We start from the raw sequence: 26,219 nt of genomic DNA on the forward strand, positions 1-26,219 counted from the left end.
GTTTATTTATTAATTCATCACTCATCATTAAACTAACAGTTGGGTCTTGTTATTTTATAAATTTCATCAGTATGAGAAGTTATTTTTTTAAATATATATCCTTGAGATTTATAATACTTAATTATACTAGGAAGAGCTTTGGCAGAATTAATATTAATATTTGAAGTATGCATTAAAATTACCACCGTATCTTTAGTAGAAATAGCTCTATTTAAAATTTGTTCAGGAGGAGAATTAGGGTTAGCGCCATCTAATGTATCCTGAGTCCAATCGTAAATAGTGAAGCCGTTTTGATGTACACAATCAACCATGGTTTTAGTTAATTTATAGGTACTATTATTGCTACCAAAGGGAAATCTTAAAATAGTGTAGTAATCCCCTGTAACCCTAAATAATTCATCTTGACATTTTTTCATTTCATTAATGAAATCACCATTACTTCTATACAAAATATTTCTATCATGAGAAAAACTATGTAGTCCTAAGCTGTGACCTTCATTTTTCATTCGTAAGATAATATTTTCTTGTCCGCAGACTTGATTACCAATTATAAAAAAAGTTGCAGGAACATTTTCTTTTTGTAAAGTGTCCAAGACTTCTTGGGTTACTTTACCTCCAGGACCGTCATCGAAGGTAAGATAGACGGTTTTCTTACTTTCTTCTTCTAGGGAACATTCTTCACATCTCACCTTAAAAAAAGGAGCAATCAACATTAGAAACAACAAGAAAAATGATGTTTTTTTAAAAAAATTACACATAAAAAAGTCTCCTTTCAAAATATAGGAAGTAAAAAAATTAAATTAATCATATTTATAGTATTTCCGAATAATATTAAAATAAAGTAGAAAAATATGTGATTTAGCATTGCAAAAAGTAAAGCATCTATGTATAATTAGTTTAAGATTTATCTTTAAAGCGATCCAGAGAGGTCGGAAAGTAGCATATAGTGGTATTCTATGTTTTTTTGTGATATCTATAGCTTCTTACCGACCAGGTAAGGAGCTTTTTTGATGTAAATACCTTTAATAATAGTCCAGAGAGGCTATAAAGGGAGAAATAGAGTTTCTCCTTAAGAAAATTGGCTTTTAGCTAGTTAAGACAAGTAACATTGTTATATTAAATTAAGAGGAGAGTGACCACATATGGTGCAATTTACAGAAGAAATAAGTAAGGATTTAAAGAAAGCGAAAGTTGGAAACGGATTTTTTAAGGGCATATTAGGGTTTCAGCATCTTATTGCAATGTTTGGAGCAACAGTATTAGTACCTTTATTAACAGGGTTAGATCCAGCAGTAGCATTGTTTTCAGCAGGGCTTGGAACATTAATATTTCATCTTTGTACAAAAGGAAAGGTTCCAGTATTCTTAGGATCATCTTTTGCATTTATTCCAGTAATTCAAGTGGTGGCAAAAGAATATGGAGATTTAAGATATGCACAAGGTGGAATTGTAACAGTAGGGCTGATTTATGTAATATTATCTTTTATAATTAAGAAGATTGGTGTAGATAAAATTAGAAAAGTATTACCAGCACAAGTGGTAGGACCAATGATAATGGTTATAGGACTTAATTTAATTCCAGATGCATTAAAAAATGCTGGAGTTAATGGATTGTTAGGCGGAGAAACAGGAGCAATAAGAAATGTTTTAATAGCAGCTGTAACTTTAGGTTTAGCTTTAATAATTAAACATTATGGCAAAGGAATGTTAAAGCAGGTAGCAATATTAATAGCAGTAGTTGTAGGATATGGAATTTCATATGTTATGGGAATAGTTGAAACAGGAGCTATATCAGAAGCAGCACTTCTAGCAGTACCAAATTTTACTCTTCCTAAGTTTGATTTATCAGCCATAGTAATAATTGTTCCTGTAGTATTAGCAGTATTTATGGAGCATGTTGGAGATATAACAACCAATGGTCAAGTAGTAGGAAAAAACTTTATTGAAGATCCAGGTTTAAATAGAACAATGCTAGGAGATGGATTAGCAACTTTTGCAGCAGGACTAATTGGAGGACCAGCAAATACTACTTATGGAGAAAATACAGGAGTACTTGCAATAACTAAAAATTATGATCCTTCAATATTAAGAATAACAGCAGTATTTGCAATACTATTAAGCTTTATAGGTAAATTTAGAGCAGTAATAGTAACTATGCCAAGCCCAGTTATGGGTGGAATAAGTTTGATGCTATTTTCAATGATAGCTATTGTTGGAGTGCAAACAATAAAAAGAGAAAAAGTTGAGATGAATATTCAAAATATAATAATAATTATAGCCATATTATTTATTGGTTTATCAGGAAATATTTTAAGTACTCCTATAGGAATTAGAGTAACAAGCAGTGTTAGTATTTCAGGATTAAGTTTAGCAGGAATTGTTGGTGTTATTTTAAATCAAGTTATGAATTTAACATATAGAAAAAATAAATAGTATTATTAGAAATGAGGCTGGTTAAAACTAAGCCTCATTTTTTGTCTTTATAGTGAATTTTAATTTTTTATCACAAAATTAGGATTTAAGCATATTATGTCAATATATGATAAAAGGAGAGGTGAAGATGAAAATTAAAATAGATGATGATTATGGAAGTATAGACGATAAAGAGATAGTACCTAATATCACTGAAGAAAATATAGTAACTTATGAAAGTTATGAGGTAGAGCCGGTAGAAAATAATAAAAAGGAAAATGTAGATATTAGAGGGAAGATAAATGTTATATCTAAATTAGGTAGTAAAGATGGAACGTTAATATCTTCTAGTAAAATAAATTTGTACATGTTAAATGGAATTTCACCGAGGCTTATTTCATCAAAATTAACAAATGAAAAAGGCCAAGTTACTTTTGTAAATTTGAAAAAAGGTAGTTATAGAGTGATAGCTATTGTAGATAGAAGATTTTTTCAGAAACCGACATATATGGAATGGAATGAAGTTACAATAGATGAGGAAAATCAGGAAGAAACTGTTCTTGTAATTAATAAGATAAGGAAATGATAAATGAGATGATAGGTTTGTAATTATATCCTATCATCCCAATAAAATATATGATACTATATAAAAAAGGATTTGAATATAGTACAAAAGAAAGGATTAAAATATGAAGATAAGAATTAAATATTTTGAAGAAGCAAGGAAATTGGAAAAGATAAGCAAAGGTAATTGGATTGATGTTTATGCCAATAAAGATGTGTTTGTACCTGTAAATGAGAGAGAGATGATACCGTTAGGTTTTGCTTTAGAATTACCACAAGGATGGGAAGGACATTTAGCACCAAGAAGTTCAACTTTTAAAACATGGGGAATAATTCAAACAAACAGTGTAGGGGTTGTTGATGATACATATATAGGAGATAATGATCAATGGCATATGCCAGTATATTGCCTACAAGGAAAAGACAATGAAAAGAATGGTACTTGGATAAGAAAAGGTGATAAAATAGGTCAATTTAGAATTATGGAAGTAATGCCAGAAATAGAGCTTGAAGAAGTTGATAACTTTGGAAATTCTGATCGTGGAGGATTTGGAACTACGGGGGTGAAATAGATATTTAAAGGGTTTATATTAAAAGTTTTTAATATAAACCCTTTAGTGATATATATAAAGCATAATTTTAAATGTATGTAAATATTGACAAAGTCAATTGTTGTCTTATAATAAATAATGTGGTAAAATTAGGAAAAAATAAAAGCTTTTAGAAGGAGAGATATAAACTTATGAAGTATGTTGATTTAACTCAAATAATAGATAATGATACAAAGGTATATCCTGGAGATGAAAGTTTTAGTATTAAACAAGCAGCAGATTTGGAAAAGGACGGTTATACTGCTTATAATATAAGTACAGGACTGCATGTAGGAACTCATATAGATATACCTATGCATATGTGTGAAAATAGCAAATATATAAGTGAATATCCGCTGGACAGATTTATTGGAAACGGTGTATTAATTAATGTAGTAGGAGAAGATATTATCAATTTAAAGGAAGAATACTATAAAAAGATTAAGGAAAATGATATAGTTTTATTTTACACTGGATGTAGCAGTAAGTTTGGTCAAGATGATTATTTTGAAGATCATCCAGTGATAAGTGAGGAATTTGCTGAATTTTTAGTAGTTAAGAAAATAAAAATGATAGGAATTGATGCTCCTTCTCCTGATAAGCATCCATACAATATTCATAAGATACTTTTAAAGAATGATATTGCATTGTTAGAAAACATAACAAATTTAAAAGATTTAGTATATGTTGAAAAGTTTGAAGTTTTTGCTCAACCATTAAAAATTAATGCAGAAGCTAGCTTGGTTAGAGCCTTTGCTCAATATCAGGGGTATTAATTTTAGGAAAAAGCATATGGGGGGAAATGTAAAATAAGTATGAAAAAATAGGATAAAATATATTTCCTTGTGTAATCTAATTATAATATTTCATCTAAATCAATAAAACATTCACTTAACTATTATTAGCTAGTATTGAAAATATTACTATATTTAAATATAGCATAATTAGACAATTTATGTTATTATTAGAAATAAATATTGATGGAAAAGAGATTATAGCTATATGATTTTAAAGAGTGAACAAATGGATTATAGAGATAAAAACAGAAAACATATTATGTACATGCTATTTACTACAATTATTTTTTTAGGGTGTGCTATCTTAGGAATACAGATAATAGACATTAATAGTATAAATAGTTTGCCTATACTTGAAGACTTGAATTCAATTAATATAGTTATAGGGATAATAGCTATTCCAACTTGCATATTATACTATTATATGTATAGAAATAATGAATTTTTTATATTAACATTATCATATGTAAGTATTTTAATTGAATATATTTATGTGAATTTTATTAATAGCTATAATGTATTAATACAACATTTAATAACATTTACTTTTGTTTTTAGAGTTTTTTTACTTACAATAGCAATTTTTAATGAAGGTAAATATGCCAATAAAATTCTTAAAAATAAGAGAATATCTATTATTTTAGCAATGATAATAAACTTTGTTGTTACATTTATAGAGGTGAAATTTAATGTAAATTATATTTTAATAAGCAATAATAAAATTTTATGGAATATTCTGCAAGGAAGTGTATTAATTTACTATTTTATACTACTAATATTATTGTCAATAAGATGTATACGAAAAAATAAGTTTATATATACAATATTTATAACAACTATTAGTATATTTACAATTAGAAGGATATTTTATTTTGATATATTTTTTAAGTATAGTGACAAGATTTTAGAATATAATAAAATGTTAACATTAATTGCTTATACTATATTATTAATTGGATTATATATAGAAGTTATAAGGAAAATTCAGGAAAGTATAAGTTTAAATAATAAAGTAAGTGGTTTTGATGAACTAAAAATAAAATATAAAGAAATAAAGGAAATAGAAAAAGCTAAAAGTCAATTTTTTGCTAATTTGTCTCATGAAATAAAAACTCCTATTAATATAATTTATTCTTGTATTCAATTATTGGATATAAATAAAAAAAATGGTGAAAAATCTTTAAGTGATGCTTATAATAAATATGAGCATACATTAAAACAAAATTGTTATAGACTATTGCGGTTAGTAAATAATCTTGTGGATATGACTAAAATTGATTCTGGATATATGAAGCTTATATTTATTAATTGTGAAATTGTAAGTTTAGTAGAAGACATTACATTATCAATTGTTCCATATGTGGAATCAAAGAATATAAATATAGTTTTTGATACATATATAGAAGAGTTAAAAATACGATGTGATCCTGAAAGTATGGAAAGGGTAATATTAAATTTATTATCTAATGCTATTAAATTTACTGATAATAATGGCAATATTTCGGTTTTTATTGAAGCTGATGAGAAGTATGTTTTTATTAGGGTTAAAGATGATGGTATTGGAATTTCAGAGGATATTAGAGAAGAAATATTTAATAGATTTGTTCAAGAAGATAAGTCCTTTAATAGAAAAAAAGAAGGAAGCGGTATAGGATTAGCTTTAGTTAAGTCATTAGTAGAGTTACATGATGGAGAAGTATATTTAGAAAAAGTTTCTAAAGGCAGTGAATTTGTTGTTAAATTACCTAATATTAAAATTGATGAAGAATTAGATGTTTATAATAAAGTAATGGATGCTGAAAGTAAACCATTGGTACAAAAAATACATATAGAATTTTCAGATATATATGAATTATATTAATACTAAAAAAAGAAGTTTAAATGTTTTAAACTTCTTTTTTGGTTGCGGGGATAGGATTTGAACCTATGACCTTCGGGTTATGAGCCCGACGAGCTACCGACTGCTCCACCCCGCGACATCATATATTTAAACGTTTACTTGAGGTATAATTTAATTATATGCCTATAATTTTTAAAAGTCAACTATATATAATTTTTTTTATTATAACATAAAGAAAATTTTATAAAAGATAATTGCATAGTTAACTAAATAATAAAAATACTATGAAGGTATATTAATTTTAATTTGATAAAAAATAATTATATAGTGAAGAAAGGAAAGTGAGGAACTGATAATGAGAAAAATGAAGACAATGGATGGAAATACAGCAGCTGCCCATATATCTTATATGTTTACTGAAGTAGCATCAATATTTCCTATTACTCCTTCATCTCCTATGGCTGAACATGTTGATGAATGGGTAGCTAAAGGAAGAAAAAATATTTTTGGTCAACCTGTAAAAGTTGTTGAAATGCAATCTGAAGCAGGGGCAGCTGGAGCACTTCATGGAGCTTTGCAAGCAGGAACTCTTGGGACTACATATACAGCATCTCAAGGATTATTACTTATGATTCCAAATTTATATAAACTAGTAGGAGAAAGGCTTCCAGGTGTTGTTCACGTTGCAGCAAGAGCTATAGCCACATCTTCATTAAGTATTTTTGGAGATCATCAAGATGTTATGGCAGCGAGACAAACTGGTATAGCAATGCTTTGTGAAGGATCTGTGCAGGAAGTTATGGATTTATCAGCAGTTGCACATTTATCTGCTATAAAAGCACAAATGCCTTTTATAAACTTTTTTGATGGATTTAGAATTTCGCATGAATTACAAAAGATAGAGGTGATTGAAAGTAAAGATCTAGAAGGGTTTATAGACCAAGAAGCATTAGAAAGATTTAGAAGATATGGATTAAATCCAGATCATCCAGTTATAAGAGGAACAAATCAGAATCCAGATGTATATTTCCAAATGTGTGAATCAATCAATAAATATATTGATGCTATACCAGATATAGTAGAGGAATACATGGATAAGATAAAACACATTACAGGAAGGGAATATCACTGTTTTGATTATTATGGAGCATTAGATGCAGATAGAATAATAATAGCAATGGGAGCTGTAGCTGAAGTAATAGAAGAAACCATTGACTACTTGATGGATAAAGGTCAAAAAGTTGGTTTGATAAAAGTAAGATTATATAGACCTTTCAGCTATGAAAGATTATTAGCTGAAATTCCTAAGACTGTTAAGAAAATTGCTGTACTTGATAAGACAAAGGAACCTGGAGCTTCAGGTGAGCCTTTATATTTAGATGTACTTAAGGCAGTAAGTGAAATGGAAGATGCACCAGTAGTAGTTGGTGGAAGATTTGGATTAGGTTCTAAAGATCCAAATCCATCACATATTGTAGCTGTCTATGAAAATCTTTGTAAGGATAATCCAAAGAATAGGTTTACTATAGGAATAGATGATGATGTAACATATACATCTTTAGAAGAAGTAAAAAATATTGATGTAACACCAGAAGGTATTACTGCTTGTAAGTTTTGGGGATTAGGTTCAGATGGAACAGTTGGAGCTAATAAAACTGCCATTAAGATAATTGGAGATCATACTGATATGTATGCTCAAGGTTATTTTTCATATGATTCTAAAAAATCAGGCGGTATAACTATTTCACATTTAAGATTTGGAGATAAACCTATTAAGTCACATTATGAAATAGATTCAGTACATTATATTGCTTGTCATAATCAATCATATGTATTTTCATATAATATAGTAGAGGGATTAAGGAAAAATGGTACTTTAGTTTTAAATACTATTTGGAATGAAGAAGAATTAGAAGAAAAGCTTCCAGGAAGTTTAAAGAGTTATATAGCTAAAAATAATATTAATTTTTATACAATAAATGCTGTTAAAATAGCTCAAGAAATAGGTCTTGGCGGAAGAATAAATATGATTATGCAATCAGTATTCTTTAAACTAGCTAATATAATACCTGTAGAAGATGCTATTAAGTATTTAAAAGAAGCAGTTGTAACTTCTTATGGTAAAAAAGGTGAAAAAGTAGTCAATATGAATTTTGCTGCCATTGATGCAGGTATTAATTCCGTTAAAAAGATAAATGTACCAGATTCATGGAAAGATGCTACAGATAACGAAGAAAAAATAGAAAAACATTTAACTGATTTCTATAGAGAGATATGTGAGCCTATAAATAAATTACAAGGTAATAAATTAGCTGTTTCAAAATTTGTAGAAACTGGAGCTGGAGATACTTTTGAATCAGGTACTACAAGATTTGAAAAGAGAGGCATTGCAGTAAATGTTCCAGAATGGATTCCTGAAAATTGTATTCAATGTAATCAGTGTTCATATGTATGTCCACATGCTACAATAAGACCATTTTTATTAAATGAAGATGAAAAAGCACAGACACCTAAATATTTTAAGGTAATAAATGCTAAAGGAATTAAAGATCCAGAGCTTAAGTATTTTACTATAGGTGTAAGTCCTTTAGATTGCGTAGGATGTGGAAATTGCGCAGAAATTTGTCCAGCACCAGGAAAAGCATTGATAATGAGACCACAACAAACTCAGCATAATCAAATAGAACCTTGGAATTATGCTACAGATAAGGTTAAAGATAAAGCAAATCCTATGAAGAAAGCTACAGTTAAAGGAAGTCAATTTGAGAGGCCTTTGCTTGAATACTCAGGTGCTTGTGCAGGGTGTGGAGAAACTCCATATGCTAAACTTGTAACTCAGTTATTTGGTGATAGAATGATGATAGCTAATGCTACAGGATGTACGTCAATATGGGCTGCAGCAGGAGCTGCTACAGCATATTCAAAGAATCAAAATGGTCATGGACCAGCATGGGCAAATTCATTATTTGAAGATAACGCAGAATATGGACTTGGAATGTATTTAGGAGTTAAGGCTGTAAGAGAAAGAATAGCAAGTAATATTGAAAAAGCATTGGAAAGTGACATGAGCCAAGATGTTAAATCTGTTTTAAGAGAGTGGCTTGAAAATAAAGATGAAAGTGAAGGAACAAGAGAGAGAGCTGAAAAAGTTAAAGCAGCTTTAAAAAATGAAGAAAGTGAACTAGCTAAGGCAATAAAGAAGGATGAAGGATTTTTAGTTAAAAGATCACAATGGATTTTTGGCGGAGATGGTTGGGCATATGACATTGGTTATGGTGGATTAGACCATGTACTTGCCAGTGGAGAAGATGTTAATGTCTTAGTAATGGATACAGAAATATACTCTAATACAGGAGGGCAAGCATCAAAATCAACACCAACTGCAGCAGTAGCAAAATTTGCTGCATCAGGTAAGAGAATAAGAAAGAAAGATTTAGGACTAATGGCTATGACTTATGGTTATGTTTATGTAGCACAAGTATGCTTAGGGGCTGATATGAATCAAACAGTTAAAGCAATAGCAGAAGCTGAAAGCTATAATGGACCATCTCTTATAATTGCTTATGCTCCATGTATAAATCATGGAATTATATCAGGAATGGGAGATACACCAGGTGAACAAAAGAAGGCAGTAGCTTGTGGATACTGGCAATTATATAGATACAATCCAGATTTAGTAGGACAAAAACCAGCATTTTCTTTAGATTCTAAAGCACCAAATTATGATTTATTTAATGATTTCCTAATGAGAGAAGTAAGATATTCTGCTTTAGCCAAGGTATATCCAGAACTTGCAGAAGAATTATTTGCAAGAACTAAGGAAGATGCTATTAGAAGATATGATATGTATAAGAAGTTATCAGAAATAAATTAAACAATAAAGCATAGCTAAAAAGCTATGCTTTATTATTTACTACCAGTATTTAATACAGCTATTTATTATCAATGCTATCTATATATTCTTTCATTAAGTTAGCGGAATTGATGAATTTTACCTTTTCTTCATCGCTTAATGAAATATCAAGAACTTTTTCAATACCATTTTTTCCAACAATAGTAGGAACACTTAAGTAAGCATTGCTTACGCCAAGGTAATCTTCTAGTAGTGTGGAAACTGTAAGGATAGATTTTTCATCACCTAAAAATGCTTCAACTATTCTAACTAGTGCAAGGGCAACTGAAAAAGCAGTAGCACCTTTCCTATTGATAACTTCATATGCTGCATTTTTTACATCTGTAGCAATAACATTTTCCGTTTCTTTATCCCATTCTATATTAAACTGTTCTGAGAAGCTCTTAACAGGAATATTTCCGATAGATAGTTCTGACCAAGCAACAAATTCACTATCACCATGTTCACCAAGTACATATCCTTCAACATTTCTACCATCAATTTCGAAGTATTTTCCCAGTAAGCTTCTTAGTCTAGCAGTATCTAGAACAGTACCGGAACCAATAACTCTGTTTTTAGGGAATCCAGATAACTTATATGTCATGTAGGTTAGTATATCTACAGGATTTGAAACTACTAAAAGGATAGAATTAGGACTTAGCTTAGCTAAGGTTGGAATAAAGCTTTTAAAGATATTATAGTTCTTATCAACTAAATCTAATCTTGTTTCTCCAGGTTTTTGAGCTAAACCAGCAGTTATAATAATTATATCTGAATTTGCTGTATCTTCAAGGGTTCCCAGTGAAATCTTACAAGGTTTACAAAGGGAACTTCCATGTATTAGATCAAGTACTTCACCTAAAGCTTTTTCTTGATTTATATCATTAAGGATTATTTCTGTGGCAACTCCTTTTTGTAATAGAGCAAAGGCTGTAGTAGCACCAATTGAACCTGCACCAATTATAGATATTTTACTCATTAATAAACACTCCTTTATAATATTAATAGCCATATGGGGCTGTCGCACTAAATAATTAGTGCACAGCTCATTTTTGTTAAAAAATAAATCTCAAACTCCATGAGTCTGAGATGTATGGTAAAATATTTTTATGTACTTTAAAAAAATCTTACACAAGAATTATACTATAAATCGAAAGTTTTATCAATTAAAACTTCCTTTTGATATAGAGTGCATAATTTCAGATAATGATTCGGTGAGATTGCTAAGCCTGTTTGTGGAGGAGATGGATTTAACTGAGCTATATTCTACTTATTCTAAAATAAGAGAAAATCAAGTATCACCAATGAATATGCTGAAAATTATGCTTTATGGATATATGAATGGACTTTACTCTTCAAGAGACATAGAAACTGCATGTAGAAGAGATATCAATTTTATGTTTCTACTAGAAGGAGCTTCGCCACCGGACCATTCAACATTTGCAAGGTTTAGAAGTTTACACTTTGCTCCATGTGCTAAAAGACTTTTATCAGAAGTAACCAAGTTTCTTTATAAAATTGGGGAAATATCAGGTAAGTCAATATTTATTGATGGTACTAAAATAGAAGCTTGTGCTAATAAATATACTTTTGTTTGGAAAAAAGCTGTAACAAAAAATCTATCTAAATTGTTAATAAAAATAGCCGACCTTGTAAAAGAATGTGAAGAACTTTATGGAATTAAATTAATTTATAAAGATAAAGTACAAATGAAGCATGTAAAAAAGCTTAGGAAAAAACTTTATGAATTAAAAAATTTAGAAGGAATAGAGTTCGTCCACGGATGTGGTAAAAGAAAAACTACTTTACAAAAGTCTATAGAGAAACTCGAAGAATATCTTTTAAAATTTAAAGAATATAATAGAAAGGTATACACTTGCGGAAATAGAAATAGTTACTCAAAAACGGATATTGATGCTACATTTATGAGAATGAAAGAAGATGCTATGAAAAATGGACAACTTAAACCAGCTTATAATGTGCAACATGGGGTGGATGCTGAATATATTACGTGGCTTACTGTTGGTCCTGAGCTAACAGACACAACTACATTGATACTATTTCTTAAAAGTATGGAAGAAAATTCAAATTTTAAATATTTAAAAATAGTTGCCGATGCTGGATATGAAAGTGTAAAGACAATTTATATATGTGAGGACTGTAGTAATTGCAACTATAAGAGTCAATGCATTAAAGGAAATAATTCTAAAATTCCATTGGAGAAAAGAACTAAAAAATTTGAAACTTCAAAAAAGTTTAATCGACAAAGGAAAGAAGATTTAGACTTGCTATTGCTCATAATGTTAATAAATTACATAATAAAATACAATATAACCGAACTGGTAAGTATTTATTTGAGCTAAAAGAAGCTTAATAGTTAAATTTTTCAAGTTTTTTCTGTTAGCTTTATTAAAGTGCGTCTATTTTTAAATAATGTCTATCCATATCATAAAATATGCCTTAAATTTTATAAAAGTATAGAAAAGGAGCTATCGCTAACGGATTTTTTTATCCGCTATTGCGACAGCCCCATGAATTTATTCTTTTCAATATAATTTATGATTATAGAGAGTACTATAGACAGGAGAAGAATTATTTTAATTTTTTGAAAATTTTATAACACTGAAAAATAAGTGTTATAATCATCATGAGGATTGTAGAATAATAAGATAAAAACATTAAGGAGAGTGGAAAAATGAAGTTATTTAGAGAAGCCATAATAATTTTTGGTATATATCTCTTAGGAGTATTAATAACAGATATTACTGGAGTTCCTATACCTGGCAATGTGATAGGAATGGTTATATTATTTTTATTATTGTATTTAAAAGTAATAAAGGTAGAACAAATAAGCACCATTTCTAACTTTTTCTTAGAGCATTTGGCATTTTTCTTTATACCTGCTGGAGTAGGTTTAATATCATCTTTTTCAGTAATAAAAAATATATGGTTACAGTTATTAATTGTATGTTTTGTAACAACTGCAATTACTATGATATGTACAGGACTAGTAGTTCAAAAAATAGCTAATAAAAAAGAAGGTGATAAAGATGGAAAGCTTAATTAATAATATGCTTTTTGGGGTGGTTATTTCTCTTATAGCATTTGAATTGGCATTAATTATTAGAAAAAAAACTGGAATAGTATTATTAAATCCACTTTTAGTATCAATAATAATGGTAATAGTATTTTTGTTATTATTTAATATAGATGTAGAAATATACAATGTAGGTGGAGATTTCATCAATATGTTCTTAGGGCCTGCAACGGTTGTACTTGCAGTACCTCTTTATAATCAGTTAGATAATTTAAAAAGATATGCTGTTCCAATAGTAGTAGGAATTTTTATTGGTACTATTATAGGTGTAATATCAATTATTATATCTTGTGTAGTGTTTGATTTAAATGAAGAAATAATAGCCTCTCTTTTACCTAAATCTGTAACTACACCCATAGGAATTGAAATATCAAGTCAATTAGGCGGTATCATACCTATTACAGTATTGGCAATATTAATAACAGGAATTATTGGAGCTGTCATAGCACCAATAGTATGTAAAGTATTTAAGATAAAAAATCAAGTTGCCATTGGAGTAGCAATTGGAACGTCATCTCATGCTTTAGGAACAACAAAGGCTTTAGAAATGGGGGAAATAGAAGGGGCAATGAGTAGTCTTTCCATAGGTGTTGCTGGAATTATGACTGTTTTTATAGCACCAGCTACATATCAATTATTTATTAATTTAATTACATAAATACTTTATTAGTTAAATTTAGTATAGCTATAGTTAAGAAGTTACAACTGAAAAGGTAAAATGTTAATTCCCTTTGCTAAGTAAATTAAGCTTCGCTTAGGTAAATTAGTTTGTAGCTTTGCTAAACTAATAAATAAGCGAAGTGATATTTACGACTTAACTTAGCTATTTATGTTGACTTAATTAAGTGCATAAGAAAAGCAATATGCACTGTTTGATTTTTAAAGTATGTCTTCTAAGCTATATTTTGAAAATTCTTTAATGAATTTTTCAAGAGAGTTAGAAATAATGTATTTAAGTTTACAACCACCAGTCATTAATGGGCAGTTTTCTGGATTATTAAAACATTCAACAATATTTAAATTGTCTTCTGTAATTTTAAGTATTTCCCCTAGATTTATATCTTTAGGCTCCATTCCTAGTTTTAAACCACCACCACGCCCTTTGATGGAAATAACATAATTTGTTTTTGCTAGCTTATGAATTATCTTTTTTAAGTGATGTTCAGAAATATCTAAAGCATTAGCTAATTCCTCAACAGTAGCTAAGGAATCTTTTTTATCTGCTAAATAAATAAGAGCTCTGAAAGAGTAATCAGTAAATTTTGAAAGTTGCATATATAGTCCTCTTTTCTTTTGCTAATAAGTATTATTTTATCAAAAAATAATGTAAAATAAAATGTGCATTTCAATTGAACATTTTATTCTCTTATGATATATTATTTATAGAATAAATGCAAAAATATTATTTAGATAAATGGAGGTACATATAATGATAACTAAAGATATGACAATTGGTGAAGTAATAAAGATGAAAGCAAATGCACCTGAAATATTAATGGGCTTTGGTATGGGGTGTGTAGGATGTCCATCAGCACAAGCTGAATGTATTGAAGATGCAGCAGAAATTCATGGAATAAACTTAACAGAATTATTAGAAGCATTAAATAAATAGTATAAGTATAGTAATAAACTCACAGAAGATATTTTCTGTGAGTTTATTTTTTTAGAAAGTGTTGACAATTAATGTAAGGAGTATATACTGTATATATAGAATATATACAGTAATGACTTTAAATACAGTTGGAAAAGAGGTAATTATGAGAATAGTTATATCAAATAGTTCAGGGATTCCTATATATGAACAAATAAAGGAAGGAATTAAAAGTTCTATTCTTTCAGGTGAATTACAGGAAGGGGAAATGCTTCCTTCTATAAGGCAATTGGCTAAAGAATTAAAAGTTAGTGTAATAACCACCACTAGAGCATATAATGATTTGCAATATGAAGGATTTGTAACAAATGTTCAAGGAAAGGGATGCTATGTACTAGCTCAAGATAACGAGATGTTAAAAGAACAGCAACTTAGAGAAATAGAAGAATGCTTTGAAAAAGCTATTGTGGCAGCTAAAAGGGCGCAGCTTAGCAGAGAAGAATTAAAAAATATGTTGGATTTTATCTTAGAGGAGGAAAGTTATGAATAATGTATTAGAGATAAACAACATTACTAAGGATTATAAAAAGTTTAAAATAGATAATATATCTTTTAATTTGCCAAAGGGGTATATTATGGGCTTTATAGGTGCTAATGGAGCAGGAAAGACTACTACTATTAAGCTTATATTAAATATGATAAAGAGAGACTCTGGAGAAATAAAGGTTTTTGGCCTTGATAATATAAGAGAGGAAGAAAGGATTAAGGAGCAAATTGGTGTAGTATTTGATGAATGCTATTACTTAGAAGATTGGACTCTAAATGATGTTGAAAAAGCTGTAAGTATGTTTTATAAGAATTGGAACAGCAGCATATATGAAAAGTATTTAAAGGAATTTAATTTAGCTAGAGATAAGAAAGTTAAAGATTTGTCTAGAGGAATGAGAATGAAGCTGATGATAGCAGTGGCCTTTTCTCACGAAGCAAAGCTTTTAATCTTAGATGAACCTACTAGTGGTTTAGATCCAGTGGCCAGAGATGAATTTTTAGATATATTAAGAGATTATATAGAAGATGAAGAAAAAAGCGTAATATTTTCTTCACATATAACTTCTGATATAGAAAAAATAGCTGATTATATAACTTATATAAATAATGGCAAGATTATTTTTACAGGAGAAAAGGATGAGTTTTTAGAGAAATATTGCATTATCAAGGGTGGAAAAGAAGATATCACAGAAAGCCAGAAGAAAGAAATCATTGGCTTAAGAATGCATAGCACAGGTTTTGAAGGGCTTATTGAGCTTAAGAAAGCTGTAGGGTTCTCTAGCAAGGTAATTATTGAAAAAGCATCTCTTGATGAAATTATGATTTATATGAATAAGGAGGCCATGTAATAATGGAAAAAGTTTGTAAGTTTGCAAAATTAGATTTATTTATGGTAAAGCCATATTTGAAGAAGTATATGCTATTATTATTTGCAGTATCTATTCCAGTGATAATAACCACTAAAAATATATATATGATGTCATTTATAGCTATGTTTTATGGTGTAATAATGGTAAGCTATCCTTTTGCCTTAAGTGAAAAAAATAATATAGAGAATTTTTATGGTACCTTGTCATTAAAGAAGCGAAATATTGTTAATGGAAGATATATCTTTACTTTAGGGACAATGATATTTTTTACTATACTTTCTTATATTATTATGATAGTTGGAAATGTGATTTTAAAACAAGGCTTGGAGTATAGTGAACTATTATTTGTTTTAGTAACAGGTTTTTTTATGTCACTTATATTAGTGTCATTACAGCTTCCAGCATATTTTAAATTAGGATATACTAAAGGAAAGATTTTCACTTATGTACCTTTTTTTGTGATAGCAATAGGAGTTCCTCTTCTTGGGAGTTTAATGGGAGAATCTACAGAAAAATTTAAAGCAATAGCAGCATATATAGAAAATAATCCAGTTATGGTCAGCATTTTCTTAATATTATGTGGCTTATTAATATTTGAAATATCTAATATAGTATCACAAAGGCTATATATAAATAGAACTGCATAAAAAAGTATATGGTGAAAACTACCTTGTAACTTTATAATTGAAGCAAGGCTATATCAAATTAGGGTATTGTATAAAGAAATATTGACATTAAAAAAATAGTGAGATATATTGAGGAATATAGAGAGAGTCTGTATTCCTTTTTTTATTTTATAAAAGGAATATATGATTAGTGGAGGATTTGTATGGACGATAAATATGAAGTTAATTCAAGAATATTTAAAGCTTTAAGTGATGTGAATAGATTAAAGATCATTGACTTATTATCATATGAGGAGAAATGTGGATGCAAGATATTAGAACATTTTAATTTTACTCAACCTACATTATCACATCATATGAAAGTATTAATAGAATGTGGATTGGTGGAAGCAAGAAAGTGTGGAACTTGGAATTATTATAAAATAAGCAATGAAAGTGCTAAGGAACTCATTAAATTTATAAAATCTATCACTAATAAAGACATGGATATTAATGGCAATGAAATAGAGCAATAGCAGAAAACTTCAGTTATAGCTGGGGTTTTTATTATTTATTCATGAAAACTTATAGATTGACACTATATAGATAGTCATTTATATTAAATATAGATAAATATCTATATTTAGGAGTAGAGTTAAGATGAAAAAGATAGATTTAACTAAGGGAAAAGTAATAAATGTACTAACGGTGCTTGCACTACCAATAATGGCAACTTCACTTTTACAATTCACCTATAATCTTATTGATATGCTTTGGGTTGGTGCAGTGGGAAGTGATGCAGTAGCTAGTGTGGGATCATCAAGTTTTTTTGTAGGTCTAGGCTATGCAATAAATTCAATGGTGGTAATAGGGACTACCATAAAACTTGCACAAGCTATTGGCAGGAAAGAAACTGAAAAAGAAAAGGAATACATTAATGCTGGGTTAGTTATAAATTTAATAATAGCATTAAGCTATGGCTTATTATTGATATTTTGTGGAAAAATATTTATAGACTTTTTAAATTTAAATAATACTATAGTAGAAAGAAATTCATTTTATTATTTAGCTATTAATGGACCAATTTTATTTTTTGGATTTTTTAATATGCTATATTCTAAAATTATAGGAAGTTATGGCAACAATAAAATAGCATTAATTATAAGTGCCATAGGAATTGTTTCAAATATAATATTAGATCCAATATTCATATATATATTTAATATGGGGGTATCAGGAGCTGCTTTGGCAACCTTGGTAGCTAATATTATCATGTTTTTATTATATAGAAGAAAATCTATGAGCTTTTTAAGATATTATAGAGGTGTTAAATTAGATTTTGTAAAAGTTAAAGAAATTTGTGTCTTAGGAATTCCAATGTCTTTCCAAAGAGTATTATTTACCTTGATAAATATAGTTTTGGCAAGAATAATTGGTGGTTTTGGTGCAAATGCCATAGCAGCTCAAAAAATTGGTCTGCAGATTGAATCTATAACATATATGGTGATAGGTGGACTTCATGGAGCTATATCAAGTTTTGTAGGACAAAACTTTGGTGCAGGCAAATATAATAGGATTAAGGAAGGATATAAAACAGCATTAAAATTAGGTATACTTTATTCTCTAATGATGGTATTTGTATTTGTCTTTTTAAATAGGCCCATAATTAAGCTTTTTATTAGTGAAAATGAAACTATAATAATTGCAGCTGATTATTTAAGGATAGTGGCTTTTTCACAAATATTTAGCACTATAGAAACTATATCCAATGGAACATTTACAGGTCTTGGATTACCGAAGATACCATCACTTATAAGTATTGTCTTTACAGCATTAAGAATACCTATGGCTTTGATGTTTGTAGGAAGATTTGGTATAAATGGAGTATGGATGAGTATTTCCATTTCAAGTATATTAAAAGGTATAACATCATACATTATGTACTTGATCGTTGTTAAGATGAAGTTATAGTTTTATAAGTATTTGACCAGATAAATTTAATAGATTATATTAGATATAATTATAGAGAATTTAAGGAAGGAATATAAAAAATGTTAAAGAAAATTAAAGAGTTATTTATACCACAGCAACTTTTAAAAGGAAATTGTGGTATAGAGCGAGAAATGTTAAGAGTTGATAAAAATGGATATTTATCATTTACAGATCATCCAGGGATATTTGGAGATAAAGTTTTAAATCCTTATATAACTACAGATTTTTCAGAGAGTCAGGTGGAAATAATAACTCCTGCCTTAGATAAAATAGAAGAAACATATAGTTTTTCAAAGGCACTTTATGACATAGTAGCTTTAGAGATAGGTGATGAAATTTTATGGCCACAATCAATGCCATGTTTTATTCCAGAAGATGATGAAATACCTGTAGCTAAATATAGTGAAGAGGGAAGAGAAGCTGAAGAATATAGAAATAAGCTTTTAAAAAAATATGGTGGAAAGAAGCAACTTATATCAGGAATTCATTATAATTATTCTTTTAATGAAGAGATTATAAGAAAATTATATGAAAGTAGTGACAAGGAATTAACATACAAGGAGTATAAAAATTCTATATATTTAAAGGTTGCAAGAAATTATTTAAGATATAGATGGATTATAGTTTATCTTTTAGGTGCAGCACCTGTAATACATGAAAGCTTTTTAAATGGATGCAGCTGTAAGCTTAAACAGATAAGTGAAGATGGGTATACTGTAGATGGTGCAGTTTCTCATAGAAATGGAGAATGTGGATATAGAAACAAAGAAGAACTTTATCCAAATTATGATACGGTAGAAGATTATGTTGAAAGCATCAATAAATATGTAAATGATGGAGTGATAGATAGCTATAAGGAATTATATAGCCAGGTAAGATTAAAAGCTAAGAATCCTAAAAATTTCTTAAATTCATTACTAGAAGATGGAATTAGCTATCTAGAATATAGAAGTATCGATATAAACCCATTTGAAAAGGGTGGTATAAGCTTAAATGATTTATATTTCCTTCAATTATTAAATATATATATGCTTATTAAAGAAGAAAGCAGTTATGATAAGTGGCAGCAAGAAGCTGTAAGAAATCAACACTTAGTTGCAAAATATGGCATAGAAAATGTTGATTTAATTAAAGATGGAGAAATAATTGATAGAAGAAGCTGGGGCTTAGAAATACTAAATGAAATGAAAGCTATGAATTCAGAGCTGAATTTAGGAAAAGAAGATATAATCAATGAAGCAATAGCAAAAATGGCAGATAGCTCATTAACATATGCCTATAAGTATAGAAAACTGATAGAAGAAAAAGGATATATAAAGGCTAATGTAGATTTAGCTGAAGGTTATAAGGAAAGTGCTTATAATAATAGATTTAAGTTAGAGGGATTTGAGGATTTAGAACTTTCTACTCAGATATTAATGAAGGAAGCTATAAAAAGAGGAATTAAGACTGATATAGTAGATAGAAGCGAAAACTTTATTTCTTTAACAAAGGGAGAAAAGGTTGAATATGTAAAGCAAGCCACGAAGACATCAAAGGATAATTATGTAACAGTACTTATCATGGAAAATAAAACTGTTACTAAAAAGGTATTAGCTAAAGAAGGTATCAAGGTTCCAGTTGGTGAAGAGTTCGATAGTCTTGCAGAAGCAAAGATTTGTATAAATAATTATATAGGAAAGCCTATAGTTATAAAGCCTAAATCAACTAATTTTGGTACTGGAATAAACATATTTCCTGAAGGAGCAAATGCAGAAGATATAGAAAGAGCTTTTGAAATAGCATTTAAGTTTGATAAAACAGTGTTAATTGAAGAGTTTATCAAAGGAAAAGAATATAGGTTCTTGGTTATTGATGATAAAGTTGTAGGAATACTTCATAGAGTGCCAGCAAATGTTTTAGGTGATGGAGTAAAAACCATAAGAGAATTAGTTGAATTAAAAAATAAAAATCCTTTAAGAGGTAAGGGATATGTAACACCTCTTGAAAAAATAAACCTTGGTGAAAATGAAGCTATATTTTTAAAGCAACAAAATAAGGATTTTGACTATGTACCACTTGCAGGAGAAACAGTATATTTAAGAGAGAATTCCAATATCAGCACTGGAGGAGATAGTATAGATTATACAGATGATATACCACAAAAATTCAAGGATATCGCTGTAAAGGCAAGTAAAGCAGCTGGTGCTAAGATTTGCGGTGTGGATATGATGTTAGAGGATTATAGTGATGAAAATACTAATTACGCAATAATAGAAATTAACTTTAATCCAGCAATACATATACACTCATATCCATTTATAGGTACAGAAAGAAAAATTGCTGTAGAAGTACTTAAGTTATTAGAACTTGTATAGAACTTTATTTAAATAAAATATAGATAAGGGAGCTGCAAATAAAGGAAATTCCTTTATTTGCATATGGAAAGGAAAGTAGATATGAAGTAGTATGAGTAGACTAAATTATTGAAGTATACTCATCATTCAAGTGTTTATTATATATAAAATATGTAGTATTATAAATTATGATATATATATATAGAATGGAGAAGGTAAAATGAAGGTAAATGTAGAAAATATTAAAGTTTTAAAAGTTGAACATAATGGAGAAATTATAGTTTTTAAAAGTGATGATATAGTATCATTAGAATATAAATCAGTATCAATTAAAGGAAGAATTGCACAAATTGCAGATACTTCTATTACAGTTGACTGTAGTACTATGTATAATTCACAAATACATGAAGTTGCTATTAAGAATATAGAAATGATTATTAAAGAAACTGCATTTAATAAGCAAAGAGAAGATACGATAACTGTTGAGAGAACTCCAGTAATTCAATTAGAAGAAAATGAAAGTGAAGCTGAAGAATTAGAATTAAATAATAATATAATTAATGATGAAGAAGAGGACATAGCCTTAGAACCAATTTTAACAGCACAAGAAAAGAACTCATTGACAACTTTAGATGTAAAAGAACAAGAAAAGACTAAGGAGCAAGAAGAGCTAGATGAATCAGTAAGCCTTTTTGGAAATATAAAGAGAAATTATGCACAAGGAATAAGTCCAATATTTAATAAATAAATTTCATTTATTTTATATTAACAGTAGCAATATAAGCTAGTTTTGGCCAGATTCCATTAGTACCTTAAATTCTTCTACAATTTTTTGTATTTAATAAAAAATTCATATAAAGATAAAAATAACTTTATCCATAAAGGAAAGGATAGAGTTATTTTTATGTTTAAAAGTTTAGTAAAAAAATATAATGTTAATTTATATGGCATGTTTAAAAATGGGACGGTAGCAGTTATAACCATGTTTGGTGTATGGATATTATTTGGAGTTAAAAATATAATGATAGCTTTTCCTATTGCATTAACATCAACAGTATTAGGAAGACAGAATTTTTATGTTAAGACTTTCTATAAAGTTATGTGGTTAATTATTTTAGATATGCTTATAGTAGTTACTTCATTTATATCATCATTAAATCTTTATAGTGGAATAATAATAAATTTTATAGCAATATTTTTAATTATGTACAGCATAATTTCACAATATGATTTAACTTTTTATAAGCCATTTGTTATGCTCTATATATTTACTCAATATTCTACGGTATCTTTTAGTGAATTACCAGAAAGGCTTTATTCTGTGCTTTTTGGGGTAGCGGTTATTGTATCAGCAAGCTTTATAAAGAAAATAAATGAAAAATCTGTATTAGGTAATAGCATAGTTGTATATATAAGAATGTTAAAAGAGCAGGTGGAAAATATTAAAAGTAATGACTATTCAGATGAACTTAAAAATAAATGTACTGGAAAGATGAGAGAGTTAACTTATAAAGTATACATAAGCAGACATAGGAAATACCTAACTACCAATATAGGGATTATTCAATTTAATCTTTTGATAAATTTAGAATATTTTAATTTACTTTTAAAAGATATAGCTTTAGAAAAAAGCTTAAAGGAAAAGGAGCTTTGTGATATAGAGCAGCTTTTAGATGGATTAGAAAAATATGCCGCAGGAAATATAGAGGTAGATGACTTAGAAGAAAAAGTTCAATTATTTATTGATGATAATATTAATAAGAGTGAAGTATTCCCAATTGTTGGGGATATATTTATGGAGGTATATAAGAACATAATGCGTTTATCTGAAATGAATAAAAAAGAAATAAATAAAGTATACAAAGAATGGCAAAGGTCTCATTTAGATATCTTCAAAAATGTTTTTAAAGAATATTTTAATGTAAATAGTATAAGGTTTAAGTTTGCTATAAGAATGTCTATAACATTGACAATAGCACTTTTAGTAGGAGAGTTTTTAGGATTTTATAAAATAATATGGGCCATTATAACAATAATGTCTATTATGCAACCATATTATGAAGATACTATAACAAAAGCAAGAGATAGAATTAAAGGAAATATATTAGCTATATTGATTACTGGAATTATTATTAATATGGTTGATAATAAATTCATAACTATATTAATTCTAATTTGCTCACTATATCTTTTATATGGATTTAAAGAGTATTATAAGATTTCATTGTTTGCAGCTGTGGCATCAATTTGCGTATCTTCACTAACTGAAAATATAAATGTATTAATATTTTTAAGAATAATATATGTAATAGATGGAGTGATATTGGTCTTAGTAGCCAATAAGGTTATATTCCCATACAGGCTTAAAGATGGAGTAAGGCAGCTGGTGAAAAAAATCAAGCTATATAATAAATATGTAATAGAAGATAGTAGAGATTATTTAAATAATAATGAAAATATTAATAATATAAGGGATGTAATAATTCATTTGATGCTTCTTATGCAAAAGCTCAATCTCAGAAATATGCAATATGGTGATGATAAAATTAATCAATTCATAGATATGAATAATTATTATTTAATTAAAACATCCTATGATACACTTTTTAATTTTAATGTTAAAAAGAAAGGAAAAGATAATATCATAAAAGCATATGAAGAATTTAATAAAGCAAATATGGTTTTTAATGGATAGTGATAAAGAAAATAGATTTTTGCATATATAGTAGTGTAGTAATTAATATTGAAAGGAAATATAATGAAATACGAAAAAATATATCTTCCATATTTATTTAATGCATTGGAACCTTATATAGATAAGGAAACAGTAGAAATTCACTATACTAAGCATTTACAAGGTTATGTTGATAATTTGAATAAGGTACTTAAAGGATATGAGGATTTTACAAAGGGTAAAACATTAGAGGATATATTAATGAATCCTAAAAAAATACCTAAAGAAATACGAGAAAAAGTAATAAACAACGGTGGAGGGGTATATAATCATAATTTGTACTTTTCAATTTTATATCCTAAGCCTAAAAGGAAACCAGAAGGAAAACTAATGGATAGAATAAAAAAACAGTACGGTTCTTTTGAACAGTTAAGAGAACTTATAAATGAAAATGCATTAAATAGATTTGGATCAGGATATAGCTTTCTTGTGAAGGAAAAGTATGGCAGGCTTCATGTCATGAATACACTTAATCAAGATACACCACTTATATGTGGTTTTAAACCGATTTTATGTATAGATGTATGGGAACATGCTTATTATTTAAAATATAAGAATTTAAGAGGTAAATATTTAGAAAACATATGGCAGATAATAAATTGGGCCAAGGTAGAGGAACTATATAATGGAAAAGTCTAAAGGCGTATATAAGGAATTTATAACTTTATAAAGTAATGGTAAAAGGAGCCGTAAGGTTCCTTTTTAATATATATAGTTTTCTATGTGACTATGTTTAATTGAGGATAAATATGGAAAAGGTTTTTATGGTTGAAGATGATCCAAAGAATATATTAGATACTTATCTTAAGGTATACTGAAAGATACATTTTAATATTTTCTTTTTTTTGTTATACTTAATTAGTAAGGTAAATAGACATAATAAAAAAGAGGTGATAGCAATGTTTCAAATAGTAAGGATGATAATAGATATAATAAATTTCTTTGCTATTTTTTATATGATTTTCAAAGAAAAGAGATCAGCCAATAGTATAATAGCATGGGTGCTTGTAATTTATATTGCTCCATTGGTGGGATTTATTGCATTTTTATTATTGGGAAGAAAAATTAATAATGCTAATATGTTTGGCATTAAAGAAATTGAATTAAAGTTATTCAAAGATTATATGAGGAAGACACAGAAGGAAGGTTATCTTGAAAAAGACAATAAAAATTATGATATGATTAACTCCATAGAGAGAATGGGATATTCGCCATATAGAGAAAAAAATCAAGTGATGATGTATAGCGATGGAAAAGAATTTTTCAGTGTTTTACTAGATTCTTTAAGAAAAGCTGAAAAGAGTATAAATATAGAATTTTACATATTTAAAACAGATGGAATAGGAAGCGAGATACTATCAGTTTTAGAAGAGAAAGCTTCAAAAGGTGTAGAAGTAAGGCTTTTATATGATTCTGTTGGTAGCAGGACGTTGAATAGAAGAGTACTTAAAAAATTAACTTCATTAGGGGGGAAAACTGGTGAATTTTTCCCATCTTGGCTAAAAATTGTAAATTTAAATATGAATTTTAGAAATCATCGTAAAATTGTTGTTATTGACAATAAAGTAGGCTTTGTTGGAGGTTTTAACGTTGGAGATGAATATTTAGGTAAGGATGAGAAATTTGGTTACTGGAGAGATACTCATGTAAAAATAGAAGGTGATGCTGTTAAGGATTTAAATTCGAGATTTTTAGCTGATTGGAGATATGCTACTAAAGAAGAAGTAGATATACAAGAGGTATTTGCAGAAAATAGTATAGAAAGTGCAGGTGATAAGGGGGTTCAAATATTATCAAGTGGCCCTAATCTTAGTGATAGATTTGAAATTAAGCTTGCTTATTTAAAAATGATTCAAAAAGCAAGAAATTATATTTATATACAATCGCCATATTTAATTATAGATAATAGTATATCTGATGCTTTGAAGCTTGCTGCATTATCTGGTGTGGATGTAAGAATAATGATTCCTGGAAAAGGAGATCATCCATTTGTTTATTGGGCTAATCTTTTCTATGCAGGTGATCTTTTAGATTTTGGAGTAAAGATATACCATTATGATAGAAATGCATTTTTACATGCTAAAACTCTTGTTATAGATGATGAGATTTGCTCTATTGGTACAGCAAACATGGATACAAGAAGTTTTGAATTAAACTTTGAAATAAATGCATACATATATTCTAGTGAAATAGCGTGTAAGCAGAAAGAGCAATTTGAAAAAGATATTACAAAAAGTAATGAGCTTACTTTAGAGATGTATAAAGGAAGAAATAATAAAACTAAAATTAAAGAAGGATTGTCAAAGCTATTTTCTTCAATATTATAGAATAAAAAACATGGATTAATGCAAT

Annotated in this window: 23 protein-coding genes and 1 tRNA gene; 20 read left to right on the forward strand and 4 right to left on the reverse strand. The window is 28.3% G+C overall.

Annotated features, from left to right (window positions below):
• Positions 1-32: 32 nt before the first annotated feature.
• Positions 33-758: a polysaccharide deacetylase family protein gene (locus H8R92_RS01935; RefSeq protein WP_186834557.1), complete on the reverse strand. Its 726-nt coding sequence runs from the start codon at positions 756-758 to the stop codon at positions 33-35.
• A 384-nt stretch (positions 759-1,142) separates the two neighbouring features.
• Here H8R92_RS01935 and H8R92_RS01940 point away from each other — a divergent pair, with 384 nt between their 5' ends.
• The 5 genes from H8R92_RS01940 (at position 1,143) to H8R92_RS01960 (ending at position 6,223) form a co-directional block, all read left to right on the forward strand.
• Positions 1,143-2,432: a uracil-xanthine permease family protein gene (locus H8R92_RS01940; protein WP_186834558.1), complete on the forward strand. Its 1,290-nt coding sequence runs from the start codon at positions 1,143-1,145 to the stop codon at positions 2,430-2,432.
• A 127-nt stretch (positions 2,433-2,559) separates the two neighbouring features.
• A complete protein-coding gene (locus H8R92_RS01945; RefSeq protein WP_022213097.1) occupies positions 2,560-2,997 on the forward strand; it encodes a hypothetical protein in 438 nt (145 codons plus the stop codon).
• 103 nt (positions 2,998-3,100) lie between these two features.
• Positions 3,101-3,547 (forward strand): dUTP diphosphatase, encoded by a 447-nt coding sequence (locus H8R92_RS01950; protein WP_022213096.1) that lies wholly within the window; start codon positions 3,101-3,103, stop codon positions 3,545-3,547.
• Positions 3,548-3,717: 170 nt separating this feature from the next.
• Positions 3,718-4,341: a cyclase family protein gene (locus H8R92_RS01955; RefSeq protein ID WP_022213095.1), complete on the forward strand. Its 624-nt coding sequence runs from the start codon at positions 3,718-3,720 to the stop codon at positions 4,339-4,341.
• 226 nt (positions 4,342-4,567) lie between these two features.
• A complete protein-coding gene (locus H8R92_RS01960; RefSeq protein ID WP_186834559.1) occupies positions 4,568-6,223 on the forward strand; it encodes a sensor histidine kinase in 1,656 nt (551 codons plus the stop codon).
• Positions 6,224-6,262: 39 nt separating this feature from the next.
• On the opposite strand, the gene H8R92_RS01965 is transcribed toward H8R92_RS01960, so the two are convergent.
• Positions 6,263-6,338 (reverse strand) — tRNA-Met (locus H8R92_RS01965).
• 219 nt (positions 6,339-6,557) lie between these two features.
• Here H8R92_RS01965 and nifJ point away from each other — a divergent pair.
• Positions 6,558-10,076: a pyruvate:ferredoxin (flavodoxin) oxidoreductase gene (nifJ, locus tag H8R92_RS01970; protein ID WP_186834560.1), complete on the forward strand. Its 3,519-nt coding sequence runs from the start codon at positions 6,558-6,560 to the stop codon at positions 10,074-10,076.
• A gap of 58 nt (positions 10,077-10,134) precedes the next feature.
• Here nifJ and H8R92_RS01975 read toward each other — a convergent pair whose 3' ends face one another.
• Positions 10,135-11,073 (reverse strand): L-lactate dehydrogenase, encoded by a 939-nt coding sequence (locus tag H8R92_RS01975; RefSeq protein WP_022213092.1) that lies wholly within the window; start codon positions 11,071-11,073, stop codon positions 10,135-10,137.
• Positions 11,074-11,203: 130 nt separating this feature from the next.
• Between H8R92_RS01975 and H8R92_RS01980 the strand changes: the two genes are divergently transcribed.
• From H8R92_RS01980 to H8R92_RS01990, 3 genes are all read left to right on the forward strand, one after another.
• Entirely contained in the window at positions 11,204-12,457 is a 1,254-nt protein-coding gene (locus H8R92_RS01980; RefSeq protein WP_494545900.1) for a transposase, read from the forward strand.
• Between the two features lie 332 nt (positions 12,458-12,789).
• Complete coding sequence (locus H8R92_RS01985; protein ID WP_186834561.1) at positions 12,790-13,161, forward strand: CidA/LrgA family protein; 372 nt, start codon at positions 12,790-12,792, stop codon at positions 13,159-13,161.
• Entirely contained in the window at positions 13,145-13,849 is a 705-nt protein-coding gene (locus H8R92_RS01990; RefSeq protein ID WP_022213090.1) for an LrgB family protein, read from the forward strand. Before H8R92_RS01985 ends, H8R92_RS01990 begins: the two co-directional genes overlap by 17 nt.
• A 221-nt stretch (positions 13,850-14,070) precedes the next feature.
• On the opposite strand, the gene H8R92_RS01995 is transcribed toward H8R92_RS01990, so the two are convergent.
• Positions 14,071-14,466, reverse strand: coding sequence for an RrF2 family transcriptional regulator (locus H8R92_RS01995; RefSeq protein WP_022213089.1), 396 nt, complete (start codon positions 14,464-14,466; stop codon positions 14,071-14,073).
• Positions 14,467-14,620: 154 nt separating this feature from the next.
• Here H8R92_RS01995 and H8R92_RS02000 point away from each other — a divergent pair, with 154 nt between their 5' ends.
• The 11 genes from H8R92_RS02000 (at position 14,621) to cls (ending at position 26,194) form a co-directional block, all read left to right on the forward strand.
• Entirely contained in the window at positions 14,621-14,803 is a 183-nt protein-coding gene (locus H8R92_RS02000) for a DUF1858 domain-containing protein (RefSeq protein WP_022213088.1), read from the forward strand.
• A gap of 145 nt (positions 14,804-14,948) precedes the next feature.
• On the forward strand, positions 14,949-15,332 hold the full coding sequence (locus H8R92_RS02005; RefSeq protein WP_022166860.1) for a GntR family transcriptional regulator: 384 nt from the start codon (positions 14,949-14,951) through the stop codon (positions 15,330-15,332).
• Positions 15,325-16,179: an ABC transporter ATP-binding protein gene (locus tag H8R92_RS02010; protein WP_186834562.1), complete on the forward strand. Its 855-nt coding sequence runs from the start codon at positions 15,325-15,327 to the stop codon at positions 16,177-16,179. The genes H8R92_RS02005 and H8R92_RS02010 overlap by 8 nt, the downstream gene beginning before the upstream one ends.
• A gap of 2 nt (positions 16,180-16,181) precedes the next feature.
• Positions 16,182-16,847 carry an ABC-2 transporter permease gene (locus tag H8R92_RS02015; protein ID WP_022213085.1) on the forward strand — a complete coding sequence of 222 codons (666 nt, stop codon included), beginning with the start codon at positions 16,182-16,184 and terminating at the stop codon, positions 16,845-16,847.
• Between the two features lie 182 nt (positions 16,848-17,029).
• Positions 17,030-17,341: an ArsR/SmtB family transcription factor gene (locus tag H8R92_RS02020; RefSeq protein WP_186834563.1), complete on the forward strand. Its 312-nt coding sequence runs from the start codon at positions 17,030-17,032 to the stop codon at positions 17,339-17,341.
• A gap of 124 nt (positions 17,342-17,465) precedes the next feature.
• Positions 17,466-18,776, forward strand: a complete 1,311-nt coding sequence (locus tag H8R92_RS02025; RefSeq protein ID WP_186834564.1) for an MATE family efflux transporter — start codon at positions 17,466-17,468, stop codon at positions 18,774-18,776.
• 80 nt (positions 18,777-18,856) lie between these two features.
• A complete protein-coding gene (gshAB, locus tag H8R92_RS02030; protein ID WP_186834565.1) occupies positions 18,857-21,154 on the forward strand; it encodes a bifunctional glutamate--cysteine ligase GshA/glutathione synthetase GshB in 2,298 nt (765 codons plus the stop codon).
• A gap of 199 nt (positions 21,155-21,353) precedes the next feature.
• Positions 21,354-21,881, forward strand: coding sequence for a hypothetical protein (locus H8R92_RS02035; protein ID WP_186834566.1), 528 nt, complete (start codon positions 21,354-21,356; stop codon positions 21,879-21,881).
• 156 nt (positions 21,882-22,037) lie between these two features.
• Positions 22,038-23,828: an FUSC family protein gene (locus H8R92_RS02040; protein ID WP_186834567.1), complete on the forward strand. Its 1,791-nt coding sequence runs from the start codon at positions 22,038-22,040 to the stop codon at positions 23,826-23,828.
• A 63-nt stretch (positions 23,829-23,891) separates the two neighbouring features.
• A complete protein-coding gene (locus H8R92_RS02045) occupies positions 23,892-24,506 on the forward strand; it encodes a superoxide dismutase (protein ID WP_022213080.1) in 615 nt (204 codons plus the stop codon).
• Between the two features lie 260 nt (positions 24,507-24,766).
• Entirely contained in the window at positions 24,767-26,194 is a 1,428-nt protein-coding gene (cls, locus tag H8R92_RS02050; protein ID WP_186834568.1) for a cardiolipin synthase, read from the forward strand.
• The last annotated feature ends 25 nt before the right edge of the window (positions 26,195-26,219 follow it).

Origin of the sequence: Clostridium lentum (assembly GCF_014287815.1) — a bacterium.
In the GTDB taxonomy this organism is placed as follows: Bacteria; Bacillota; Clostridia; order Clostridiales; family Clostridiaceae; genus Clostridium; species Clostridium lentum.

Excerpts from the sequence above, each read along its gene's own strand:
- H8R92_RS01995 (WP_022213089.1), bottom strand. The coding sequence starts at position 14,466 with ATGCAACTTTCAAAATTTACTGATTACTCTTTCAGAGCTCTTATTTAT.
- H8R92_RS01975 (WP_022213092.1), bottom strand. The coding sequence starts at position 11,073 with ATGAGTAAAATATCTATAATTGGTGCAGGTTCAATTGGTGCTACTACA.
- H8R92_RS02045 (WP_022213080.1), top strand. The coding sequence starts at position 23,892 with ATGAAATACGAAAAAATATATCTTCCATATTTATTTAATGCATTGGAA.
- H8R92_RS01950 (WP_022213096.1), top strand. The coding sequence starts at position 3,101 with ATGAAGATAAGAATTAAATATTTTGAAGAAGCAAGGAAATTGGAAAAG.
- H8R92_RS02000 (WP_022213088.1), top strand. The coding sequence starts at position 14,621 with ATGATAACTAAAGATATGACAATTGGTGAAGTAATAAAGATGAAAGCA.
- H8R92_RS01940 (WP_186834558.1), top strand. The coding sequence starts at position 1,143 with ATGGTGCAATTTACAGAAGAAATAAGTAAGGATTTAAAGAAAGCGAAA.
- H8R92_RS01945 (WP_022213097.1), top strand. The coding sequence starts at position 2,560 with ATGAAAATTAAAATAGATGATGATTATGGAAGTATAGACGATAAAGAG.
- H8R92_RS01985 (WP_186834561.1), top strand. The coding sequence starts at position 12,790 with ATGAAGTTATTTAGAGAAGCCATAATAATTTTTGGTATATATCTCTTA.
- H8R92_RS02035 (WP_186834566.1), top strand. The coding sequence starts at position 21,354 with ATGAAGGTAAATGTAGAAAATATTAAAGTTTTAAAAGTTGAACATAAT.
- H8R92_RS02010 (WP_186834562.1), top strand. The coding sequence starts at position 15,325 with ATGAATAATGTATTAGAGATAAACAACATTACTAAGGATTATAAAAAG.
- gshAB (WP_186834565.1), top strand. The coding sequence starts at position 18,857 with ATGTTAAAGAAAATTAAAGAGTTATTTATACCACAGCAACTTTTAAAA.
- H8R92_RS02040 (WP_186834567.1), top strand. The coding sequence starts at position 22,038 with ATGTTTAAAAGTTTAGTAAAAAAATATAATGTTAATTTATATGGCATG.
- H8R92_RS02025 (WP_186834564.1), top strand. The coding sequence starts at position 17,466 with ATGAAAAAGATAGATTTAACTAAGGGAAAAGTAATAAATGTACTAACG.
- H8R92_RS02005 (WP_022166860.1), top strand. The coding sequence starts at position 14,949 with ATGAGAATAGTTATATCAAATAGTTCAGGGATTCCTATATATGAACAA.
- H8R92_RS02015 (WP_022213085.1), top strand. The coding sequence starts at position 16,182 with ATGGAAAAAGTTTGTAAGTTTGCAAAATTAGATTTATTTATGGTAAAG.
- nifJ (WP_186834560.1), top strand. The coding sequence starts at position 6,558 with ATGAGAAAAATGAAGACAATGGATGGAAATACAGCAGCTGCCCATATA.
- cls (WP_186834568.1), top strand. The coding sequence starts at position 24,767 with ATGTTTCAAATAGTAAGGATGATAATAGATATAATAAATTTCTTTGCT.
- H8R92_RS01990 (WP_022213090.1), top strand. The coding sequence starts at position 13,145 with ATGGAAAGCTTAATTAATAATATGCTTTTTGGGGTGGTTATTTCTCTT.
- H8R92_RS01980 (WP_494545900.1), top strand. The coding sequence starts at position 11,204 with ATGTACTTTAAAAAAATCTTACACAAGAATTATACTATAAATCGAAAG.
- H8R92_RS01955 (WP_022213095.1), top strand. The coding sequence starts at position 3,718 with ATGAAGTATGTTGATTTAACTCAAATAATAGATAATGATACAAAGGTA.
- H8R92_RS01960 (WP_186834559.1), top strand. The coding sequence starts at position 4,568 with ATGATTTTAAAGAGTGAACAAATGGATTATAGAGATAAAAACAGAAAA.
- H8R92_RS02020 (WP_186834563.1), top strand. The coding sequence starts at position 17,030 with ATGGACGATAAATATGAAGTTAATTCAAGAATATTTAAAGCTTTAAGT.
- H8R92_RS01935 (WP_186834557.1), bottom strand. The coding sequence starts at position 758 with ATGTGTAATTTTTTTAAAAAAACATCATTTTTCTTGTTGTTTCTAATG.